This window comes from Burkholderia sp. PAMC 28687 (assembly GCF_001577465.1).
Lineage (GTDB): Bacteria > Pseudomonadota > Gammaproteobacteria > Burkholderiales > Burkholderiaceae > Caballeronia.
Genome location: NZ_CP014505.1, coordinates 2,857,278 through 2,875,333 on the forward strand (window position 1 = coordinate 2,857,278; position 18,056 = coordinate 2,875,333).

The following is an 18,056-nucleotide window of genomic DNA, read 5'->3' on the forward strand; positions in this document are numbered from 1 at the left end:
CTGCGTCAAAACGTGAAATTCTTCAGCGCGTCGGGCATGCCCTGCGCCATTGCCGCTTTTTCCTTCTCCGCGTAAGTCGCGGCGTCCCACACTTCCAGGTAATTACCCATTCCAAGCAATGTCACTTCTTTGGCGAGCGTGGCCGCGGCCCGCAATTCCGGCGATACCAGCACGCGCCCGGCGCTGTCGAGCTCGACATCCATGGCATTGCCAAGATAGATACGGCGAACCCAGATTGCGTCCATGGGGAGTGCTGCGATTTTTGAACGGAAGATTTCCCACTCCGGGCGAGGAAAGAGCAACAGGCATCCATCCGGGCTCTTCGTGAGCGTGACCCGGCCTTCTGCCTGTCCTTGCAGCGCGTCGCGATAGCGAGACGGGACGGACATCCGTCCTTTCGCATCGAGCGATAGCGCTGAAGCTCCCTGGAACACTCGCCCTCTCCTCTCACGCCCCGGCGGCGCCACGACTTTGTTGGAATACTGCCCGAAAATGCGCGCTGACTCACACAAAAATACACTTTCTCACACCATTTCCCACTGTAGAGGAACGCATTTCGCCGGTCAATACGATCTGGCGTTTTTTGACTAAATTTGTTTGTTAGAACAATGACTTAGCGCAGACCGCTAAAGTAGGCTGAATTCCTGAAAACCGTTATGAATGAATGAGGTAGTGAAGGATGTGAAGGTAGTACGTGAATTGAAGCGGGCGGGTGGGAGAGGGTTTCGACGCGCGTAGGGACGAAGAAGGGAATTACGGGCCAGATTAAGCGCAGATCGGAGCAGAACATTCAAAACGCCCCTCGCACGAGCGGCGAAAGGCGCCAACGAATGAACCATACTGTTTAAATATAGTACGCGGTGCGGGTCATGACCTTCGATGTTGCGCGCATCAGTGCCCGCACCGGGAACGGCAATTCGACGCCGCCCGCTTGCGTCGCAGCGACAGCATGCGCCGCTTCGTCGGCTCGCATCTGATCGACGATCGCCCGCGATGCATAGTCATTGACCGGCAAACTGGTCATGTGGCTGTCCAGGTGCTTCTCGACCTGCCGCTCCGTCTCGGCCATAAAGCCAAGACTTACGCGGTCACCGAACCGCCCGGCAAGAAAACCCAATGCCAGCGAACCGGTGTACCACAAAGGATTGAGCAAGCTTGGCCGAGAGTCCAGGTCGCGCAGACGGTGCGCAGTCCACGCCAAGTGATCCTCTTCTTCGCGCGCGGCTTCCTCGAAGCCGCGTTTCAAAGGCGCCGAGTTGGTCGCAAGCTTCTGCGCCTGATACAGCGCCTGTGCGCAGACCTCGCCCACATGATTCACGCGCATCAGCCCCGCTGAATGCGATTTCTCTTCTGCAGTTAAGGACGTCTCCGCAGGATGCTCGATCGCATCGGTTGCATCGACATAAGCGGCTTGCGGCTCCGGAACCGGACGGGACATCCGGGAAACGCCGGTCATCGACCGAAGTCCACGATCGAACTCAGAGATCAGTTCATCGAGTGTCATGTTTCAAACTCCTGTTTCGATCTCCTTGGCGTCTGGTCGCCCGTGGGAGTCGATCAACTTGTACAGAACGTACTCTTGCAAACCCGTAACTAGGGCAAACACGGGTCGCAAAACGCCGTAACGCCTTGATTTTAGCGCATGTTGCGTAAACGTCACATGAGGGAAAGAGAGGGGCCGCTTTTCCTTTGTTGCTAAAAAGCTCTTTGTTACATTACGTTCAACTTCAATTTCGAAGTACCGGCAGGGACGTCAACACACTGGCGCTAGAACAGTGACCTTGCCAAACAGGTTCAACCCTTTGGAGATCATCAATGAAAAAGTCGCTTCTCGCTCTGGCTGCGTTAGGTACGTTTGCTGGTGCTGCGCACGCTCAGAGCAGCGTGACGCTGTACGGTATTGTCGATGCAGGCTTTGTTTATAACAACAACTCGGGCGGCCAAAAGCTGTACGCAACGAGCGCCGGCAATCTGCAAGGCGATCGTTGGGGCCTGCGCGGTACCGAGGACCTGGGCGGTGGCCTGAAGGCTCTGTTCGTGTTGGAAAACGGCTTCAATGCGTTCACCGGTCGTCTGAACCAAGGGGGCGACGAGTTTGGCCGTCAAGCCTATGTAGGTTTGTCTTCGCAATTCGGCACGGTCACCTTGGGTCGTCAATACGACTCAGTGGTTGACTACACCGGCGCGCTGGAAGTCGGTAGCCAGTGGGGCACATTCTACGGTGCGCACCCGGGCGACCTGGACAACATGAACAACTCGAATCGCACGAACAACGCGATCAAGTACACGAGTGCCAACTACTCGGGCGTCACGTTCGGCGGTTTGTACAGCCTCGGTGGTGTTGCAGGTCAGTTCAACCGCAACCAGATCTTCTCGGGCGGTGTTGGCTATGCGCAAGGTCCGTTGACGTTGGGCGCAGGTTACGTGAACGTTAAGAACCCGAACTTTTCGTTCTTCGGCAACAACGCAACGTCGAGCGCAACGGCTTCGAACATGACCGGTTCGCGTGTGTACTCGGGTTATGCAACGGCCAAGACGCAGCAGATCATCACGGCTGCAGGCGCTTACACGTTCGGCCCGGCAACCGTCGGCGCAACGTACAGCAACACGCAGTTCAAGGATCTGGGTCAAACCGGCGTGACGGGCGCAGGCCAGGTCACGAACGGCAGCGCCAAGTTCCACAACGCCGAAGTGAACTTCAAGTATCAACTGACGCCGGCGTTCTTGCTGGGTGCTGCATACGACTACACCAAGGGCTACGGCGTGAACGACGCGAAGTACCACCAAGGCGTGATCGGTGCGGACTACTTCCTGTCGAAGCGTACGGACGTCTACGTCGATGGTGTGTACCAGCACGCAAGCGGCACGGACTCGGTCGGCAAGGCAGTGGCGCAGATCAACGGTCTGTCGGCATCGACGACGTCGAACCAGGTCGCAGCAATCGTCGGCATTCGCCACAAGTTCTAATAAGTCGTAATAAAACAGTTGTCTTGAAAGGCGCCTTCGGGCGCCTTTTTTTCGTCTCGCGCAGTCGTGCGAGCGCCTTATGCGCGTAAAAAAACCTTCGCGTCTTTCGATGCGAAGGTTTTCGATGCTGCGTGAGATTTCGTTGGCTTGAAGCGTCAGGCGTTGCCGTCGCGCAACTCGCGGCGCAGAATTTTGCCAACGTTGCTCTTGGGCAATTCCGTACGGAATTCGATCACCCGAGGCCGCTTGTATCCGGTCAGCCGCTCCTTGCAATAAGCAATGACATCCGCTTCAGTCAGGTGCGGGTCCCGCCGCACGACAAACAGCTTCACCGCTTCGCCTGATGCCGCGTCCTTTACGCCGACGGCAGCCACTTCGAACACGCCCGGAAGCTTGGCCACCACGTCCTCGATCTCGTTCGGATATACGTTGAAGCCTGACACCAGGATCATGTCCTTCTTGCGGTCGACAATCTTCACGTAACCGCGCTCGTCCATCACGCCGACGTCGCCGGATTTGAAGAAGCCGTCGGGCGTCATTACTTTCGCGGTTTCGTCGGGACGATTCCAGTAGCCCGCCATCACTTGCGGTCCGCGAATGCAGACCTCGCCCGGCTGGCCGAGCGGCACTTCGCGGTCGTCGTCATCGCGAATGGAGATTTCAGTCGATGGAAACGGCAACCCGATCGTCCCGGTATATTCCGTGGCGGTCACCGGATTGCACGTCACGCACGGCGATGTCTCGGACAACCCATACCCTTCGATAATCGGCGACCCCGTTATCTCGAACCAGCGCTTCGCCACGGCTTCCTGCACCGCCATGCCGCCGCCATTCGCCGCAATCAGCTTCGAGAAATCCAGCTTCGCGAATTCCGGGTTGTTCAGCAACGCGTTGTAGAGCGTGTTGACGGCCGGGAAGGTGTTGATCGGGAAGCCTTTGAGCTCCTTGATCGTGCCAGGGATATCGCGTGGATTCGGAATCAGGATGCCCATGCCGCCGGTCCTGATGGTGAGGAAGCCACAAACCGTCAGCGCAAAGATGTGATAAAGCGGCAGCGCCACGACACTGATGAACTGGTCGATATCAGGCCGGTTCCTGCGTCCGGGTTCAAGCCACACTTCCGACTGCAGGACGTTCGCAATCAAGTTCCGATGCAGCAACATTGCGCCCTTCGCCACGCCGGTCGTGCCACCCGTGTACTGGAGGAAAGCGATGTCGTCCGGTCCCTGGCTGACGGGCTTGAGCGTTTCGCTCGCGCCTTGCCGAAGCGCCGTGTTGAAGCTCACGTGGCCCGGAAGATTCCATGCGGGCACGAGCTTCTTCACCTTGCGCACGACGAAATTGACAATCATGCCTTTCACGCCCATCAGGTCGCCCATCGTGGCAACCACGACGTGTTCGATCGCTGTGTTCTTGACGACCGACTGCACGGTATGCGCGAAGTTTTCGAGCACGACGATGGCCTGCGCGCCGGAATCCTGCAACTGGTGTTCGAGTTCGCGCGGCGTGTAAAGCGGATTCACGTTCACTACCACATACCCCGCCCGCAAGATCGCCGCGATCGCGACGGGATATTGCAGCACGTTGGGCATCATGATCGCGATGCGCGCGCCTGGTTTCAGGCCACGTGCCTGGAACCAGGCGGCGAGCCGGGTCGAGACTGCGTCAAGTTCGCCATACGTGATGGCTTTGCCCATGCAGACAAACGCGCGCTTGCTGCGATTTTCGCGGAAGCTCTCCAGCAGCAGATCGGAAAGCGAGTTGTAGCGGGTTGCATCGATTTCCTCGGGCACGCCTGCCGGATAGGACTTCAGCCAGATTTTTTCCATACGGCGTCTCCTTTGTATGATTTTAGAATGGTCGTGCGAAAATGTCTCTTGCGCATCGTAGCGGCTGGATCACTTTCCGACAACCGGGTTAGACGCCAGCTTCAAAACCGGGCGGACGTGTGCTTCCCCCTATGCCGCCTTGCTTCGGCCTGAATTAGTAAACGGTCTCGACCTCCACGAGACAGTCATAAAATGTCGCAGAACCGCCGAGATCGGTCAGCGCCTGGCTCGTCACCTGATTCGCATTGCAACCATCGGGTGCGAGTTTCTTCCACCAGATCGACAATCCGACCACCACGCCTTCACGCGCGCGATCCGTTATGCGAGCCCGCGCTTGCATCGATCCACGATCGTTAAAGATGCGCACCATTTCGCCGTTGGCAATCTGGCGGGCATGGGCGTCGGCGGGATGAATATCGACATGCGGCTCGCCTTCTGTTGACCGAAGGCTTTCGACGTTGACGAAGCTGCTATTGAGGAAGTTCCGGGCCGGCGGCGAGATCATCGAAAGCGGATACCGTGCAGCCAGCGCCGGCGCGTATTCAGCCGATTCATACGGCGGCAAATAGTCGGGCACCGGCTCCAGTCCCGCGCGCTCGAGGCGCTCGCTGAAAAACTCGCATTTTCCCGATGGCGTGCGGAATCCGCCCTCCGCAAACGGCGCGTCCGGCAGCTTGAGCTGCGCCCAGCCGGTTGATTTCAGTGTTTCCCAGTTCACGCCCGCAAGCGCGGGATCGTCCCATCTGAATGCCTTCGATGCCACTTCGTCATCGGTTTCGAACAGCGCGGGATGCGTCAGCCCCATCGCTTTTGCCAGGCCTCGGAAAATCTCCGTGTTCGCGCGTGATTCGCCCACTGGCGGGATCGCCGGCAAGTTCGCCATCACATGTGTGTGACCGTAGGACTTGTGGGCATCGAGATGTTCGAGCTGCGTGGTCGCGGGAAAAATGAGGTCGGCGTAATCCGCGGTATCGGTCTGGAAGTGCTCGAGCACGATCGTGAACAGATCTTCCCGCGCGAAACCCGTGGCGACCTTCGCCGAATCCGGCGCGACGGCTACGGGATTAGAGTTGTAGACAATCATCGCTTCGATCTTCGGGCCGAACGTAGCGTCGCCGGGATGCAAAAGTGCATCGCCGATGGCATTCATGTTCACGATGCGCGGCAATTTCGACGGCCATCCCGGCAACAAGTCGGGCCGTTCGAGGGCGTTGACGTCAACAGGCGCCCAATTCGACGATGAAAGCAGCAACCCGCCCGACCGCTCGCGCCACGCGCCGGTAAGCGATGGCAAACATGCAATTGCGCGAACCGCATTGCCGCCGCCGCGCACGCGCTGCATGCCGTAGTTGAGACGTATGGATGCTTTTTTCGTCGATCCAAAAGCGCGCGCCAGATCGATCACCACTTGCGCTTCGATTCCGCAAATCTCCGCCACACGCGGGGGCGGATAGTCGTTCGCGCAAGCCTTGAGCTGATCGAAACCGAGCGTATGCGCGCTTATGTATTCATGGTCGATCAACCCGTCGCCGATCAGGACATTGATCATACCGAGCGCAAGCGCGCCGTCCGTGCCGGGCTTCAACGCAATGTGCTGATGACACTTCTCCGCCGTGAGCGAACGATACGGATCGATCGCGATCAGTCGCGCGCCGCGCCGCTTGGCCTCCTGCGCCCGCGTCCAGAAATGCAGATTCGATGCAATCGGATTCGATCCCCAGATGAGGATCAACTCGCTTTCCTCGAAGTACTCGGTATGCATGCCGAGACTTCCGCCATACGTGTAGCGCAAGCCCGCGGCGCCGGCTGCGGCGCAAATCGTCCGGTCCAGCCGCGATGCACCCAGCATATTGAAAAAACGCGCCGCGATGCTTTCGCCCTGCACGAGACCCATCGTGCCCGCGTAGCTGTACGGCATGATCGCTTCGGGCGAACGCGCGGCTATCTCACCTAGCCGATCGGCAGCGAGTGTCAGCGCTTCGCCCCAGCCGATCGCTTCGAAATGTCCTTCGCCTTTGCGTCCGACGCGGCGCATTGGCGTCAGCAAACGATCTTTGTGATGCGTGCGCTCCGCGTATCGCGTCACCTTTGTACACAGCACGCCTTGCGTCGGCGGATGATCCGGGTCACCCGAAATCTTGATCGCGCGGCCGTCCTTCACCGTGACGCGCATTGCGCATGTATCGGGGCAATCGTGCGGGCAGATGGCGCGGACGAATTCGGCGGGAGCGTTCATGGGGGATCCATTTAGAACCGGCGAAATCCGCCAGATGAAACAATTTTATTACGGTTGGCGAAAGCCGACGGTCTCGAACATCGATAAATAATCGCGGGCGTAGAATGGAACCACTGACGCGGATACCCGTGCGCACGATCAATTGTTCAGACAGGGGCTTTTTCCATGAATTTGATTCCAGAAATCGAAGCATCACACGAAGAAATCAAAGCTTTGCGACGAACGATCCACGCAAACCCGGAACTACGTTACGAAGAAGTCGGAACCGCGAAACTCGTTGCTGAAAATCTTGAACGATGGGGTCTCGAGGTTCATCGCGGGATGGGGAAAACCGGCGTGGTTGGTGTGTTAAAGCGCGGTTCGAGCTCGAGGAGCATTGGCCTTCGTGCCGATATGGATGCCTTGCCGATCACGGAACTCAACACGTTCGATCACAAATCACAAAATGCGGGACGCATGCACGCATGCGGTCACGACGGCCACACGGCCATGTTGCTCGGCGCGGCCCAACATCTGGCCAAGTATGGAAAGTTCGATGGGACCATCGTGTTCATCTTCCAACCGGCCGAAGAAGGCGGCGCGGGCGCAAAAGCGATGATCCACGATGGCTTGTTCGAGCAGTTTCCCGTCGATGCCGTCTTTGGCATTCACAACTGGCCGGGCATGAAGGCGGGCACGTTCGGCGTGACGGAAGGCCCATTGATGGCATCGAGCAACGAGTTTCGAATCAGCGTCAAAGGGATCGGGTCGCATGCAGCGTTGCCGCATAACGGCCGCGACCCGATTTTCGCCGCAATGCAGATTGCCAACGGACTGCAGGGAATCATCACGCGGAGCAAAAAGCCCATCGATACGGCCGTTTTGTCGATCACGCAGATCCACGCGGGCGATGCAGTCAATGTCGTCCCCGATGATGCATGGCTAGGTGGCACGGTAAGAACATTCACGGTCGAAACACTCGATTTGATCGAACGACGAATGAAGACGATTGTGGAATCGACCGCGGCCGCTTATGAGTGCGAAGGCGTGTTGGAGTTCTATCGAAATTATCCGCCGACGATCAATGATGCTGAGCAGGCGCGGTTCGCGGTATCGGTGATGGAAGAAATCGTGGGTAAGCAGAACGTGAATGCATCGGTGGAACCGACGATGGGCGCCGAAGACTTTTCGTTCATGCTGCTCGCAAAGCCTGGCTGTTATGCGTTTTTGGGAAATGGCGAAGGCGAGCATCGCGAATCGGGACACGGTGCGGGCCCTTGCATGCTTCACAACGCGAGCTACGATTTCAACGACGACTTGTTGTCAGTCGGTTCAACCTATTTTGTGAAGCTCGCTGACAGGTTTTTATCGGCTCGTTGATGGGTGTTTCATATCCGAGGGAAGGATTGCGATGCGTCTTGCACTGCAATCCTTCCATTAACGGATGTAGTGGGTTCGGGTGGTCCGATCAATTTGCGTTGTAAACGCAAAAACCCCACCTTGATGGGGTGGGGTTTTAGCGACTGCGATGAGATGCAGAGGATGAGGAGCCTGACGATTACCTACTTTCACACGGGTATCCGCACTATCATTGGCGTGGAGTCGTTTCACGGTCCTGTTCGGGATGGGAAGGGGTGGTACCAACTCGCTATGGTCATCAGGCATTGAGGGGGTGTTCAGTCGCTTATGCGGTGCGACTGAACCAATCTGGGGAAGAAGTAGTCGAGTGCATGTGGGGAGTTAATCGCGCACGCCTCGTTATTACGGGTGAAGCTTGGGGTTGTGTTTGCTACTACTTATATCAGGCACAACACTGATCTCAACCGATGCGTGTACTTAAGACCCCGCGCATGGCGCGGGATGGGGCATCCATACGTGCTTAAGCACTCATGGCTGCCGACACACACTGGTTATAGGATCAAGCCTTACGGGCAATTAGTATCAGTTAGCTTAATGCATTACTGCACTTCCACACCTGACCTATCAACGTCCTGGTCTAGAACGACCCTTCAAGGAGCTCGAAGCTCCAGGGATATCTCATCTCAAGGCGAGTTTCCCGCTTAGATGCTTTCAGCGGTTATCTCTTCCGAACATAGCTACCCGGCGATGCCACTGGCGTGACAACCGGTACACCAGAGGTTCGTCCACTCCGGTCCTCTCGTACTAGGAGCAGCCCCCTTCAAATATCCAACGCCCACGGCAGATAGGGACCAAACTGTCTCACGACGTTTTAAACCCAGCTCACGTACCTCTTTAAATGGCGAACAGCCATACCCTTGGGACCGGCTACAGCCCCAGGATGAGATGAGCCGACATCGAGGTGCCAAACACCGCCGTCGATATGAACTCTTGGGCGGTATCAGCCTGTTATCCCCAGAGTACCTTTTATCCGTTGAGCGATGGCCCTTCCATACAGAACCACCGGATCACTATGACCTGCTTTCGCACCTGCTCGACTTGTCGGTCTCGCAGTTAAGCACGCTTATGCCATTGCACTATCAGCACGATTTCCGACCGTACCTAGCGTACCTTCGTACTCCTCCGTTACACTTTGGGAGGAGACCGCCCCAGTCAAACTGCCTACCATGCACTGTCCCCGACCCGGATCACGGGCCAAGGTTAGAACCTCAAACAAACCAGGGTGGTATTTCAAGGACGGCTCCACCGAAACTAGCGTTCCGGTTTCATAGCCTCCCACCTATCCTACACAGATCGGTTCAAAGTCCAATGCAAAGCTACAGTAAAGGTTCATGGGGTCTTTCCGTCTAGCCGCGGGGAGATTGCATCATCACAAACACTTCAACTTCGCTGAGTCTCGGGAGGAGACAGTGTGGCCATCGTTACGCCATTCGTGCAGGTCGGAACTTACCCGACAAGGAATTTCGCTACCTTAGGACCGTTATAGTTACGGCCGCCGTTTACCGGGACTTCAATCAAGAGCTTGCACCCCATCATTTAATCTTCCGGCACCGGGCAGGCGTCACACCCTATACGTCCACTTTCGTGTTTGCAGAGTGCTGTGTTTTTATTAAACAGTCGCAGCCACCAGTTTATTGCAACCCCTTCACCCTTTGCGCGCAGGCGCATCAAGCTACAGGGGCGTACCTTATCCCGAAGTTACGGTACCAATTTGCCGAGTTCCTTCTCCCGAGTTCTCTCAAGCGCCTTAGAATACTCATCTCGCCCACCTGTGTCGGTTTGCGGTACGGTCTTGTTAAACTGAAGCTTAGAGGCTTTTCTTGGAACCACTTCCGATTGCTTCTTCACCTAAGTGAATGGCCTCGTACCCTTGAATTCCGCGCCCGGATTTGCCTAAGCGCCTTCTCCAATACAAGGACCGGGACTTCCAACACCCGGACAACCTTCCGCGATCCGTCCCCCCATCGCATTTAACAATGGTGCAGGAATATTAACCTGCTTCCCATCAGCTACGCATTTCTGCCTCGCCTTAGGGGCCGACTCACCCTACGCCGATGAACGTTGCGTAGGAAACCTTGGGCTTACGGCGAGGGGGCTTTTCACCCCCTTTATCGCTACTCATGTCAGCATTCGCACTTCCGATACCTCCAGCACACTTTTCAATGCACCTTCACAGGCTTACGGAACGCTCTCCTACCATGCGAGATAAATCTCGCATCCGCAGCTTCGGTATATTGCTTAGCCCCGTTACATCTTCCGCGCAGGACGACTCGATCAGTGAGCTATTACGCTTTCTTTAAAGGGTGGCTGCTTCTAAGCCAACCTCCTGACTGTTTTAGCCTTCCCACTTCGTTTCCCACTTAGCAATATTTGGGGACCTTAGCTGGCGGTCTGGGTTGTTTCCCTCTTGACACCGGACGTTAGCACCCGATGTCTGTCTCCCGTGATTGCACTCTTCGGTATTCGGAGTTTGCTATGGCGTAGTAATCCGCAATGGACCCCACAACCATGACAGTGCTCTACCCCCGAAGGTGATACACGAGGCACTACCTAAATAGTTTTCGGAGAGAACCAGCTATTTCCAAGTTTGTTTAGCCTTTCACCCCTATCCACAGCTCATCCCCTAATTTTTCAACATTAGTGGGTTCGGTCCTCCAGTACGTGTTACCGCACCTTCAACCTGGCCATGGATAGATCACTTGGTTTCGGGTCTACGCCCAGCAACTGAACGCCCTATTCGGACTCGCTTTCGCTACGCCTGCCTTAATCAGTTAAGCTTGCTACTGAACGTAAGTCGCTGACCCATTATACAAAAGGTACGCCGTCACCCCTTCGCAGAGGCTCCGACTGTTTGTATGCATGCGGTTTCAGGATCTATTTCACTCCCCTCCCGGGGTTCTTTTCGCCTTTCCCTCACGGTACTGGTTCACTATCGGTCGATCACGAGTATTTAGCCTTGGAGGATGGTCCCCCCATCTTCAGACAGGATTTCACGTGTCCCGCCCTACTTGTCGTACACCTAGTTCCACACATCCGCTTTCGCCTACAGGGCTATCACCTGCTATGGCCACACTTTCCAGAGTGTTCGGCTAACGGTCGTGCTAAAGAGTACAGGCTGATCCCATTTCGCTCGCCACTACTTTGGGAATCTCGGTTGATTTCTTTTCCTGCGGTTACTTAGATGTTTCAGTTCACCGCGTTCGCTTCACGTAACCTATGTATTCAGTTACGGATGACCCAGAAGGGCCGGGTTTCCCCATTCGGACATCTACGGATCAAAGCTCGTTTGCCAGCTCCCCGTAGCTTTTCGCAGGCTACCGCGTCCTTCATCGCCTGTGATCGCCAAGGCATCCACCACATGCACTTGTTCGCTTGACCCTATAACGAGTGCGTCTCCGAGACTCCTCCCGACTCCGAACCGAAGTTCAGCTTCGAGGCAAACCTCTTTCACACCGCTATAGGTTGAGTATTCGTGTTGCGCCGTATTCCAAAGCAATCTCTCGATCACTTTTTCATACATTGATACAATCACAACCCTGATTCACCTACTCACACACCCATCTCTAAGTATGCTTTCGTGAATCTCTTTACTACTTCTTCCAGATTGTTAAAGAACGACAGCATCACCTGAAGCGCTATGCTCCACATGATTTTACTGACTGGCTCAATCGCCAATGCAAATCACGCTCGACCGGCATGGCTCGGTCTAAACGTGCTTGGCATTGATGATTGGTGGAGGATGACGGGATCGAACCGACGACCCCCTGCTTGCAAAGCAGGTGCTCTCCCAGCTGAGCTAATCCCCCAAATACCTTGATGCTTGAGGGTCTGCATTTATCTTCGTTCGTTCTTTCAAACGTTCAAGAGTAAATGGTGGGTCTGGTTGGATTCGAACCAACGACCCCCGCCTTATCAAGACGGTGCTCTAACCAACTGAGCTACAGACCCTTAGCCTGTCTTCTTACAGCCGATAAGCGTGAGCACTTTAGTGCTTCGTTCAGAAGCGTTGAGCTCGAGAAAGGAGGTGATCCAGCCGCACCTTCCGATACGGCTACCTTGTTACGACTTCACCCCAGTCATGAATCCTACCGTGGTGACCGTCCTCCTTGCGGTTAGACTAGCCACTTCTGGTAAAACCCACTCCCATGGTGTGACGGGCGGTGTGTACAAGACCCGGGAACGTATTCACCGCGGCATGCTGATCCGCGATTACTAGCGATTCCAGCTTCACGTAGTCGAGTTGCAGACTACGATCCGGACTACGATCGGTTTTCTGGGATTAGCTCCCCCTCACGGGTTGGCAGCCCTCTGTTCCGACCATTGTATGACGTGTGAAGCCCTACCCATAAGGGCCATGAGGACTTGACGTCATCCCCACCTTCCTCCGGTTTGTCACCGGCAGTCTCCTTAGAGTGCTCTTGCGTAGCAACTAAGGACAAGGGTTGCGCTCGTTGCGGGACTTAACCCAACATCTCACGACACGAGCTGACGACAGCCATGCAGCACCTGTGTATCGGTTCTCTTTCGAGCACCCCAGCCTTTCAGCCAGGTTCCGACCATGTCAAGGGTAGGTAAGGTTTTTCGCGTTGCATCGAATTAATCCACATCATCCACCGCTTGTGCGGGTCCCCGTCAATTCCTTTGAGTTTTAATCTTGCGACCGTACTCCCCAGGCGGTCAACTTCACGCGTTAGCTACGTTACTAAGTCAATGAAGACCCAACAACTAGTTGACATCGTTTAGGGCGTGGACTACCAGGGTATCTAATCCTGTTTGCTCCCCACGCTTTCGTGCATGAGCGTCAGTATTGGCCCAGGGGGCTGCCTTCGCCATCGGTATTCCTCCACATCTCTACGCATTTCACTGCTACACGTGGAATTCTACCCCCCTCTGCCATACTCTAGCTCGCCAGTCACAAATGCAGTTCCCAGGTTAAGCCCGGGGATTTCACATCTGTCTTAACGAACCGCCTGCGCACGCTTTACGCCCAGTAATTCCGATTAACGCTCGCACCCTACGTATTACCGCGGCTGCTGGCACGTAGTTAGCCGGTGCTTATTCTTCCGGTACCGTCATCCCCTCACAGTATTAGTGCAAAGGTTTTCTTTCCGGACAAAAGTGCTTTACAACCCGAAGGCCTTCTTCACACACGCGGCATTGCTGGATCAGGGTTTCCCCCATTGTCCAAAATTCCCCACTGCTGCCTCCCGTAGGAGTCTGGGCCGTGTCTCAGTCCCAGTGTGGCTGGTCGTCCTCTCAGACCAGCTACAGATCGTCGCCTTGGTAGGCCTTTACCCCACCAACTAGCTAATCTGCCATCGGCCGCCCCTATAGCGCGAGGTCTTGCGATCCCCCGCTTTCTTCCGTAGATCGTATGCGGTATTAATCCGGCTTTCGCCGGGCTATCCCCCACTACAGGACACGTTCCGATGTATTACTCACCCGTTCGCCACTCGCCACCAGGGTTGCCCCCGTGCTGCCGTTCGACTTGCATGTGTAAGGCATGCCGCCAGCGTTCAATCTGAGCCAGGATCAAACTCTTCAGTTCAATGCCTGTTACTGTTTTCTATTCTTCCGAATAGGTCGCTCACTCAACGTACTGACAAGTTCCTCCCATCTTTCCATCTCTGAAAAGACGCTCAAAACCTACCTTAATACTAGTGTGAGACTTGATACTTTCGCTTCACGGCAGCGCCCCGAAAGACACCACCACGCTCTAAAGCAAAACACCAAGCGCCCACACTTATCGGCTGTTAGTTTTTAAAGAACATTCACCAAAACCGCAGCATCCCATCCCTCAGAACACCACCGCTTTCGCGTCGCTGCGTTTGCAGCACAGAAACGAGATTATGTAGAACGTTTCGCTTTTCGTCAACAGGTTTTTTACTCAACCCGTGACTTCCGAATTTGCTGCAAGGCCCGTCCTGCTTGGCTCTGCGGCTTCCTCTTGCGCGCCACTGCACCTGCACTTTCTCACTTCCCTTCGCCTCGTTGTGAAGCGAAGGAACGGAATTCTAGTGCCCGTTTCAACACTGCGCAAGGGGTTCGGGAAAAGAATTTTATCGATGCTTAAAATCAGGTTTCCGCTTCTCTACAAAAGCCGCCATCCCTTCCTTCTGATCCTCGGTCGCAAACAGCGAATGGAACATGCGGCGCTCGAAATGAACCCCCTCCGCCAGCGTTGATTCGTATGCGCGGTTGACTGACTCCTTCGCCATCATTACTGCAGGCAAGGAGAAGCTCGCGATTGTCGCTGCAGCCTGCATGGCGTCATCCAGCAGGTTCGCTGCCGGAACGACGCGCGACACCAACCCTGCCCGCTCGGCTTCGTCGGCATCCATCATTCGTGCAGTCAGACACATGTCCATTGCCTTCGCCTTCGATACAGCGCGCGGCAGCCGCTGCGTACCGCCGGCGCCGGGGATAACGCCGAGCTTGATTTCGGGCTGGCCGAACTTGGCGGTATCGGCGGCGATGATGATGTCGCACATCATCGCCAATTCGCAGCCGCCACCGAGGGCGAATCCGGCAACAGCCGCAATGATCGGCTTGCGAATGGTGCGCACCGTTTCCCAGTTACGCGTGATGTAGTCGCCCTTGAACGTATCCATATACGTGTAGTTGGCCATCATGCCGATGTCCGCCCCCGCTGCGAACGCCTTCTCGCTGCCGGTCAGCACGATGGCGCCGATGTTTTCGTCGGCATCGTATTGTTTAAGGACAGTGCCGAGTTCATCCATCAGCGCGTCGTTGAGCGCGTTGAGCGCTTTGGGCCGGTTCAGTGTGATCAAGCCGACACGCCCGCGCACTTCGGTCAACAGATTCTCGTAAGACATTCACTCCTCCTATATGAACTCGCGCGAAATCGCTTCGCGCACGCGTCTCGATAATGCTAACATTCGCATACCAACCGGTCGGTTAATTAATTTTCGAGCGACCCTCATTACAACCAAATCCTTTTGCCGCCATGACCCATCCGCTCTTCACGAAGCACGAAGCGACGCTTACTCAAGCGCTTGCCGCTATTGCAACGCGCGGCTACTGGAGTCCGTTTCCCGAAATGCCGAGTCCCAAAGTGTACGGTGAAACAGCAAATCCGGATGGGGAGGCGGCCTTCAAAGCGCACCTGAACCGCGCGTTCGAACTGGATCAGCCCTCGACCGGCGAGACAGTGGGGAACGAGCGGTCGCCTTTCGGATTCGCGCTCGGCGCTCGTTATCCTAAAGCGGACGTGGACGCGCTGCTCAAAGCCTCCGGCTTGGCGCAACGCCAGTGGCGCGCCGCCGGGCCTGAAGCTTGGGCCGGCGTAAGCCTCGAGATTCTGTCGCGGATCAACAAAGCCAGTTTCGAGATCGGTTACAGCGTGATGCACACGACCGGACAGGCATTCATGATGGCGTTTCAAGCGGGTGGCCCGCACGCGCAGGACCGCGCGTTGGAAGCGGTGGCTTATGCGTGGAATCAGCTCCGCCAAATTCCTGACGAAGCTTATTGGGAAAAGCCGCAAGGAAAGAACCCGCCGCTCGCCATGCACAAGCAATTCACCGTCGTACCGCGCGGCACGGGGCTCGTGCTCGGGTGCTGCACCTTCCCGACCTGGAACGGTTATCCCGGCATGTTCGCTGATCTGGCTACGGGTAACACTGTCATCGTCAAGCCGCATCCGGGTGCGATCTTGCCGCTTGCCATCACCGTGCGCATTGCGCGTGAAGTTTTGCGTGAAGCCGGATTCGACCCGAATGTGGTCACTCTGCTGGCTACCGAAGGGAACGACGGTCCCCTCGTACAAAATCTTGCGCTGCGCCCGGAAATCAAGATCATCGACTTTACCGGCAGCACGCAGAACGGCAACTGGCTCGAACGTAACGCGCATCAGGCTCAGGTCTACACCGAGAAGGCGGGTGTGAATCAGATCGTGATCGATTCCGTTGACAACATCAAAGCCGTCGCCAGCAATATTGCGTTCTCGCTGGCGCTTTACTCGGGCCAGATGTGCACGGCGCCACAGAACATCTATGTTCCCCGCGACGGCATTCGCACGAGCGAAGGCCAAATGAGCTTCGACGACGTTGCGAAGACGCTCGCAGCGGCGGTAGAAAAGCTGATTGCCGATCCGGCCCGCGCCGTCGAATTGACCGGTGCGATACAAAACGACGGCGTGATGGGTCGTATCGCCGAAGCCCGGCAATTGGGTGAAGTGCTGACGGATAGCCAATCGCTTGCTCATCCAGTTTTTCCCGATGCTCAAGTGCGCTCTCCCCTGATGTTGAAGCTCGACGTGAACGCTGATGCCGCGAACTTCACGCGCGAGTGGTTTGGTCCAATTTCGTTTGTCATCGCCACGGATTCGACGGCCCAATCGCTCGAGCTGGCCGGATCGATTGCAGCCGAGCACGGCGCGTTGACCTTCTCCGTGTACAGCACGGACGACGCAGTTGTGGAAGCAACCTATGAAGCTGCCATCCGTGGCGGCGTCGCGCTGTCGATCAATCTGACCAGCGGCGTCTTTGTGAATCAGACGGCCGCATATTCGGACTTCCACGGCACAGGCGCCAATCCTGCCGCGAACGCAGCGCTGTCGGACGCCGCGTTTGTCGCCAATCGCTTCCGGGTCGTTCAAAGCAGAGTCCATGTTGCGCCAAAGAGCGCGCCGCCGGTAGTCAGCCAAACGGCATAGGCGACCGCCCCAGGAAATCGCGGCGAGTCCTAGGCCGTTCAGCCGAATAGCAACTGTAGCCGGGCGCGATTAGTATCGAAGGCATGGGTGTTTGCGCTCATTAGCCAAAGGAGACTTCATGTCTGATCAGAGCAGCTCGATTGTTTTGAACGTCGACAAAACCACGCACGTGGCCACGCTGACATTGAATCGCCCTGAGAAGCTGAACAGCTTCACGCGGACAATGCACGAGGAGTTGCGTGCAGCGCTGGACGAGATCGAAGGCAGTCACGCCCGTGCGCTCGTCATCACGGGCTCGGGCCGCGGGTTTTGTGCCGGTCAGGACCTGGCCGACCTCGACTTCACACCCGGAGCCATGACCAATCTGGGCGCCCTGATTGATCAGTATTTCAACCCGCTGGTGCGTCGGTTGCAGGCGTCACGTCTGCCAGTAATTGCGGCTGTGAACGGAATCGCTGCAGGCGCGGGCGCCAACCTGGCGATGGCTTGCGACCTGATCGTGGCCGCTCGTTCCGCGAGCTTCATCCAGGCTTTCGTAAAGATTGGCCTGGTTCCGGACTCCGGCGGCACCTGGCTATTGCCGAGGCGAGTGGGCGAGGCGCGCGCCATGGGCCTTGCACTGACTGGCGACAAATTGAGTGCGGAACAAGCCGAAGCGTGGGGGCTGGCGTGGAAGGTAGTCGACGATGTCGAATTGCAGGGCACGGCGCTCACACTTGCAGCGCACCTCGCGCAGCAACCGGCGAAGGCCATCGCGGCGATCAAACACTCGATCCGCGCAGCAGCGACCAATACACTCGATCAGCAACTCGATCTTGAACGCGACGTTCAGCACGAACTCGGCGACTCGCACGACTATGCGGAAGGCGTCGCTGCGTTCAAGGAAAAGCGTGCGCCGCGATTCGAAGGCCTTTGACAATCAAACACATCGCTTTTGGAGACGGCAGCA

9 protein-coding genes, 2 tRNA genes and 3 rRNA genes are annotated in these 18,056 nt (G+C 56.4%); 4 read left to right on the top strand and 10 right to left on the bottom strand.

The window, feature by feature from the left end:
* Positions 1 to 5 precede the first annotated feature (5 nt).
* Together mraZ and coq7 are read right to left on the bottom strand one after the other, a co-directional pair.
* Positions 6 to 434, bottom strand: coding sequence for a division/cell wall cluster transcriptional repressor MraZ (mraZ, locus tag AX768_RS13240; RefSeq protein WP_062000341.1), 429 nt, complete (start codon positions 432 to 434; stop codon positions 6 to 8).
* A 410-nt stretch (positions 435 to 844) separates the two neighbouring features.
* Positions 845 to 1,504, bottom strand: a complete 660-nt coding sequence (gene coq7, locus AX768_RS13245; protein WP_062000342.1) for a 2-polyprenyl-3-methyl-6-methoxy-1,4-benzoquinone monooxygenase — start codon at positions 1,502 to 1,504, stop codon at positions 845 to 847.
* 311 nt (positions 1,505 to 1,815) lie between these two features.
* Between coq7 and AX768_RS13250 the strand changes: the two genes are divergently transcribed.
* Positions 1,816 to 2,967: a porin gene (locus AX768_RS13250; protein WP_062000343.1), complete on the top strand. Its 1,152-nt coding sequence runs from the start codon at positions 1,816 to 1,818 to the stop codon at positions 2,965 to 2,967.
* Between the two features lie 155 nt (positions 2,968 to 3,122).
* Here AX768_RS13250 and AX768_RS13255 read toward each other — a convergent pair whose 3' ends face one another.
* Together AX768_RS13255 and AX768_RS13260 are read right to left on the bottom strand one after the other, a co-directional pair.
* A complete protein-coding gene (locus tag AX768_RS13255; RefSeq protein ID WP_062000344.1) occupies positions 3,123 to 4,796 on the bottom strand; it encodes a long-chain fatty acid--CoA ligase in 1,674 nt (557 codons plus the stop codon).
* A gap of 154 nt (positions 4,797 to 4,950) precedes the next feature.
* A complete protein-coding gene (locus AX768_RS13260) occupies positions 4,951 to 7,032 on the bottom strand; it encodes a molybdopterin-containing oxidoreductase family protein (RefSeq protein ID WP_062000345.1) in 2,082 nt (693 codons plus the stop codon).
* A gap of 165 nt (positions 7,033 to 7,197) precedes the next feature.
* On the opposite strand from AX768_RS13260, the gene AX768_RS13265 reads away from it, so the two are divergent.
* Complete coding sequence (locus AX768_RS13265; protein ID WP_062000346.1) at positions 7,198 to 8,391, top strand: M20 aminoacylase family protein; 1,194 nt, start codon at positions 7,198 to 7,200, stop codon at positions 8,389 to 8,391.
* A gap of 169 nt (positions 8,392 to 8,560) precedes the next feature.
* Here the strand turns inward: AX768_RS13265 and rrf are convergent.
* The 6 genes from rrf to AX768_RS13295 all read right to left on the bottom strand — a co-directional run bounded on the left by rrf (position 8,561) and on the right by AX768_RS13295 (position 15,266).
* Positions 8,561 to 8,673, bottom strand: a 5S ribosomal RNA gene (gene rrf / locus AX768_RS13270).
* A gap of 252 nt (positions 8,674 to 8,925) precedes the next feature.
* Positions 8,926 to 11,808 (bottom strand): 23S ribosomal RNA (locus AX768_RS13275).
* Between the two features lie 352 nt (positions 11,809 to 12,160).
* Positions 12,161 to 12,236, bottom strand: a tRNA-Ala gene (locus AX768_RS13280).
* A gap of 65 nt (positions 12,237 to 12,301) precedes the next feature.
* Positions 12,302 to 12,378 (bottom strand) — tRNA-Ile (locus AX768_RS13285).
* 69 nt (positions 12,379 to 12,447) lie between these two features.
* Positions 12,448 to 13,978: ribosomal RNA gene (locus AX768_RS13290) — 16S ribosomal RNA — on the bottom strand.
* Together the 16S, 23S and 5S rRNA genes with 2 tRNA genes alongside form the textbook arrangement of a ribosomal RNA operon.
* A gap of 511 nt (positions 13,979 to 14,489) precedes the next feature.
* Positions 14,490 to 15,266 (bottom strand): enoyl-CoA hydratase, encoded by a 777-nt coding sequence (locus AX768_RS13295; RefSeq protein WP_062000347.1) that lies wholly within the window; start codon positions 15,264 to 15,266, stop codon positions 14,490 to 14,492.
* Between the two features lie 131 nt (positions 15,267 to 15,397).
* On the opposite strand from AX768_RS13295, the gene paaN reads away from it, so the two are divergent.
* Positions 15,398 to 17,107 carry a phenylacetic acid degradation protein PaaN gene (gene paaN / locus AX768_RS13300; protein ID WP_062000348.1) on the top strand — a complete coding sequence of 570 codons (1,710 nt, stop codon included), beginning with the start codon at positions 15,398 to 15,400 and terminating at the stop codon, positions 17,105 to 17,107.
* A 118-nt stretch (positions 17,108 to 17,225) separates the two neighbouring features.
* Positions 17,226 to 18,023: a 2-(1,2-epoxy-1,2-dihydrophenyl)acetyl-CoA isomerase PaaG gene (gene paaG / locus AX768_RS13305; RefSeq protein WP_062000349.1), complete on the top strand. Its 798-nt coding sequence runs from the start codon at positions 17,226 to 17,228 to the stop codon at positions 18,021 to 18,023.
* Positions 18,024 to 18,056 lie beyond the last annotated feature (33 nt).

What these genes read in the sequence shown, in the direction of transcription:
- AX768_RS13250 (WP_062000343.1), top strand. Translation starts at nt 1,816, where the DNA reads ATGAAAAAGTCGCTTCTCGCTCTGGCTGCGTTAGGTACGTTTGCTGGT.
- coq7 (WP_062000342.1), bottom strand. Translation starts at nt 1,504, where the DNA reads ATGACACTCGATGAACTGATCTCTGAGTTCGATCGTGGACTTCGGTCG.
- paaG (WP_062000349.1), top strand. Translation starts at nt 17,226, where the DNA reads ATGTCTGATCAGAGCAGCTCGATTGTTTTGAACGTCGACAAAACCACG.
- AX768_RS13255 (WP_062000344.1), bottom strand. Translation starts at nt 4,796, where the DNA reads ATGGAAAAAATCTGGCTGAAGTCCTATCCGGCAGGCGTGCCCGAGGAA.
- paaN (WP_062000348.1), top strand. Translation starts at nt 15,398, where the DNA reads ATGACCCATCCGCTCTTCACGAAGCACGAAGCGACGCTTACTCAAGCG.
- AX768_RS13295 (WP_062000347.1), bottom strand. Translation starts at nt 15,266, where the DNA reads ATGTCTTACGAGAATCTGTTGACCGAAGTGCGCGGGCGTGTCGGCTTG.
- AX768_RS13260 (WP_062000345.1), bottom strand. Translation starts at nt 7,032, where the DNA reads ATGAACGCTCCCGCCGAATTCGTCCGCGCCATCTGCCCGCACGATTGC.
- AX768_RS13265 (WP_062000346.1), top strand. Translation starts at nt 7,198, where the DNA reads ATGAATTTGATTCCAGAAATCGAAGCATCACACGAAGAAATCAAAGCT.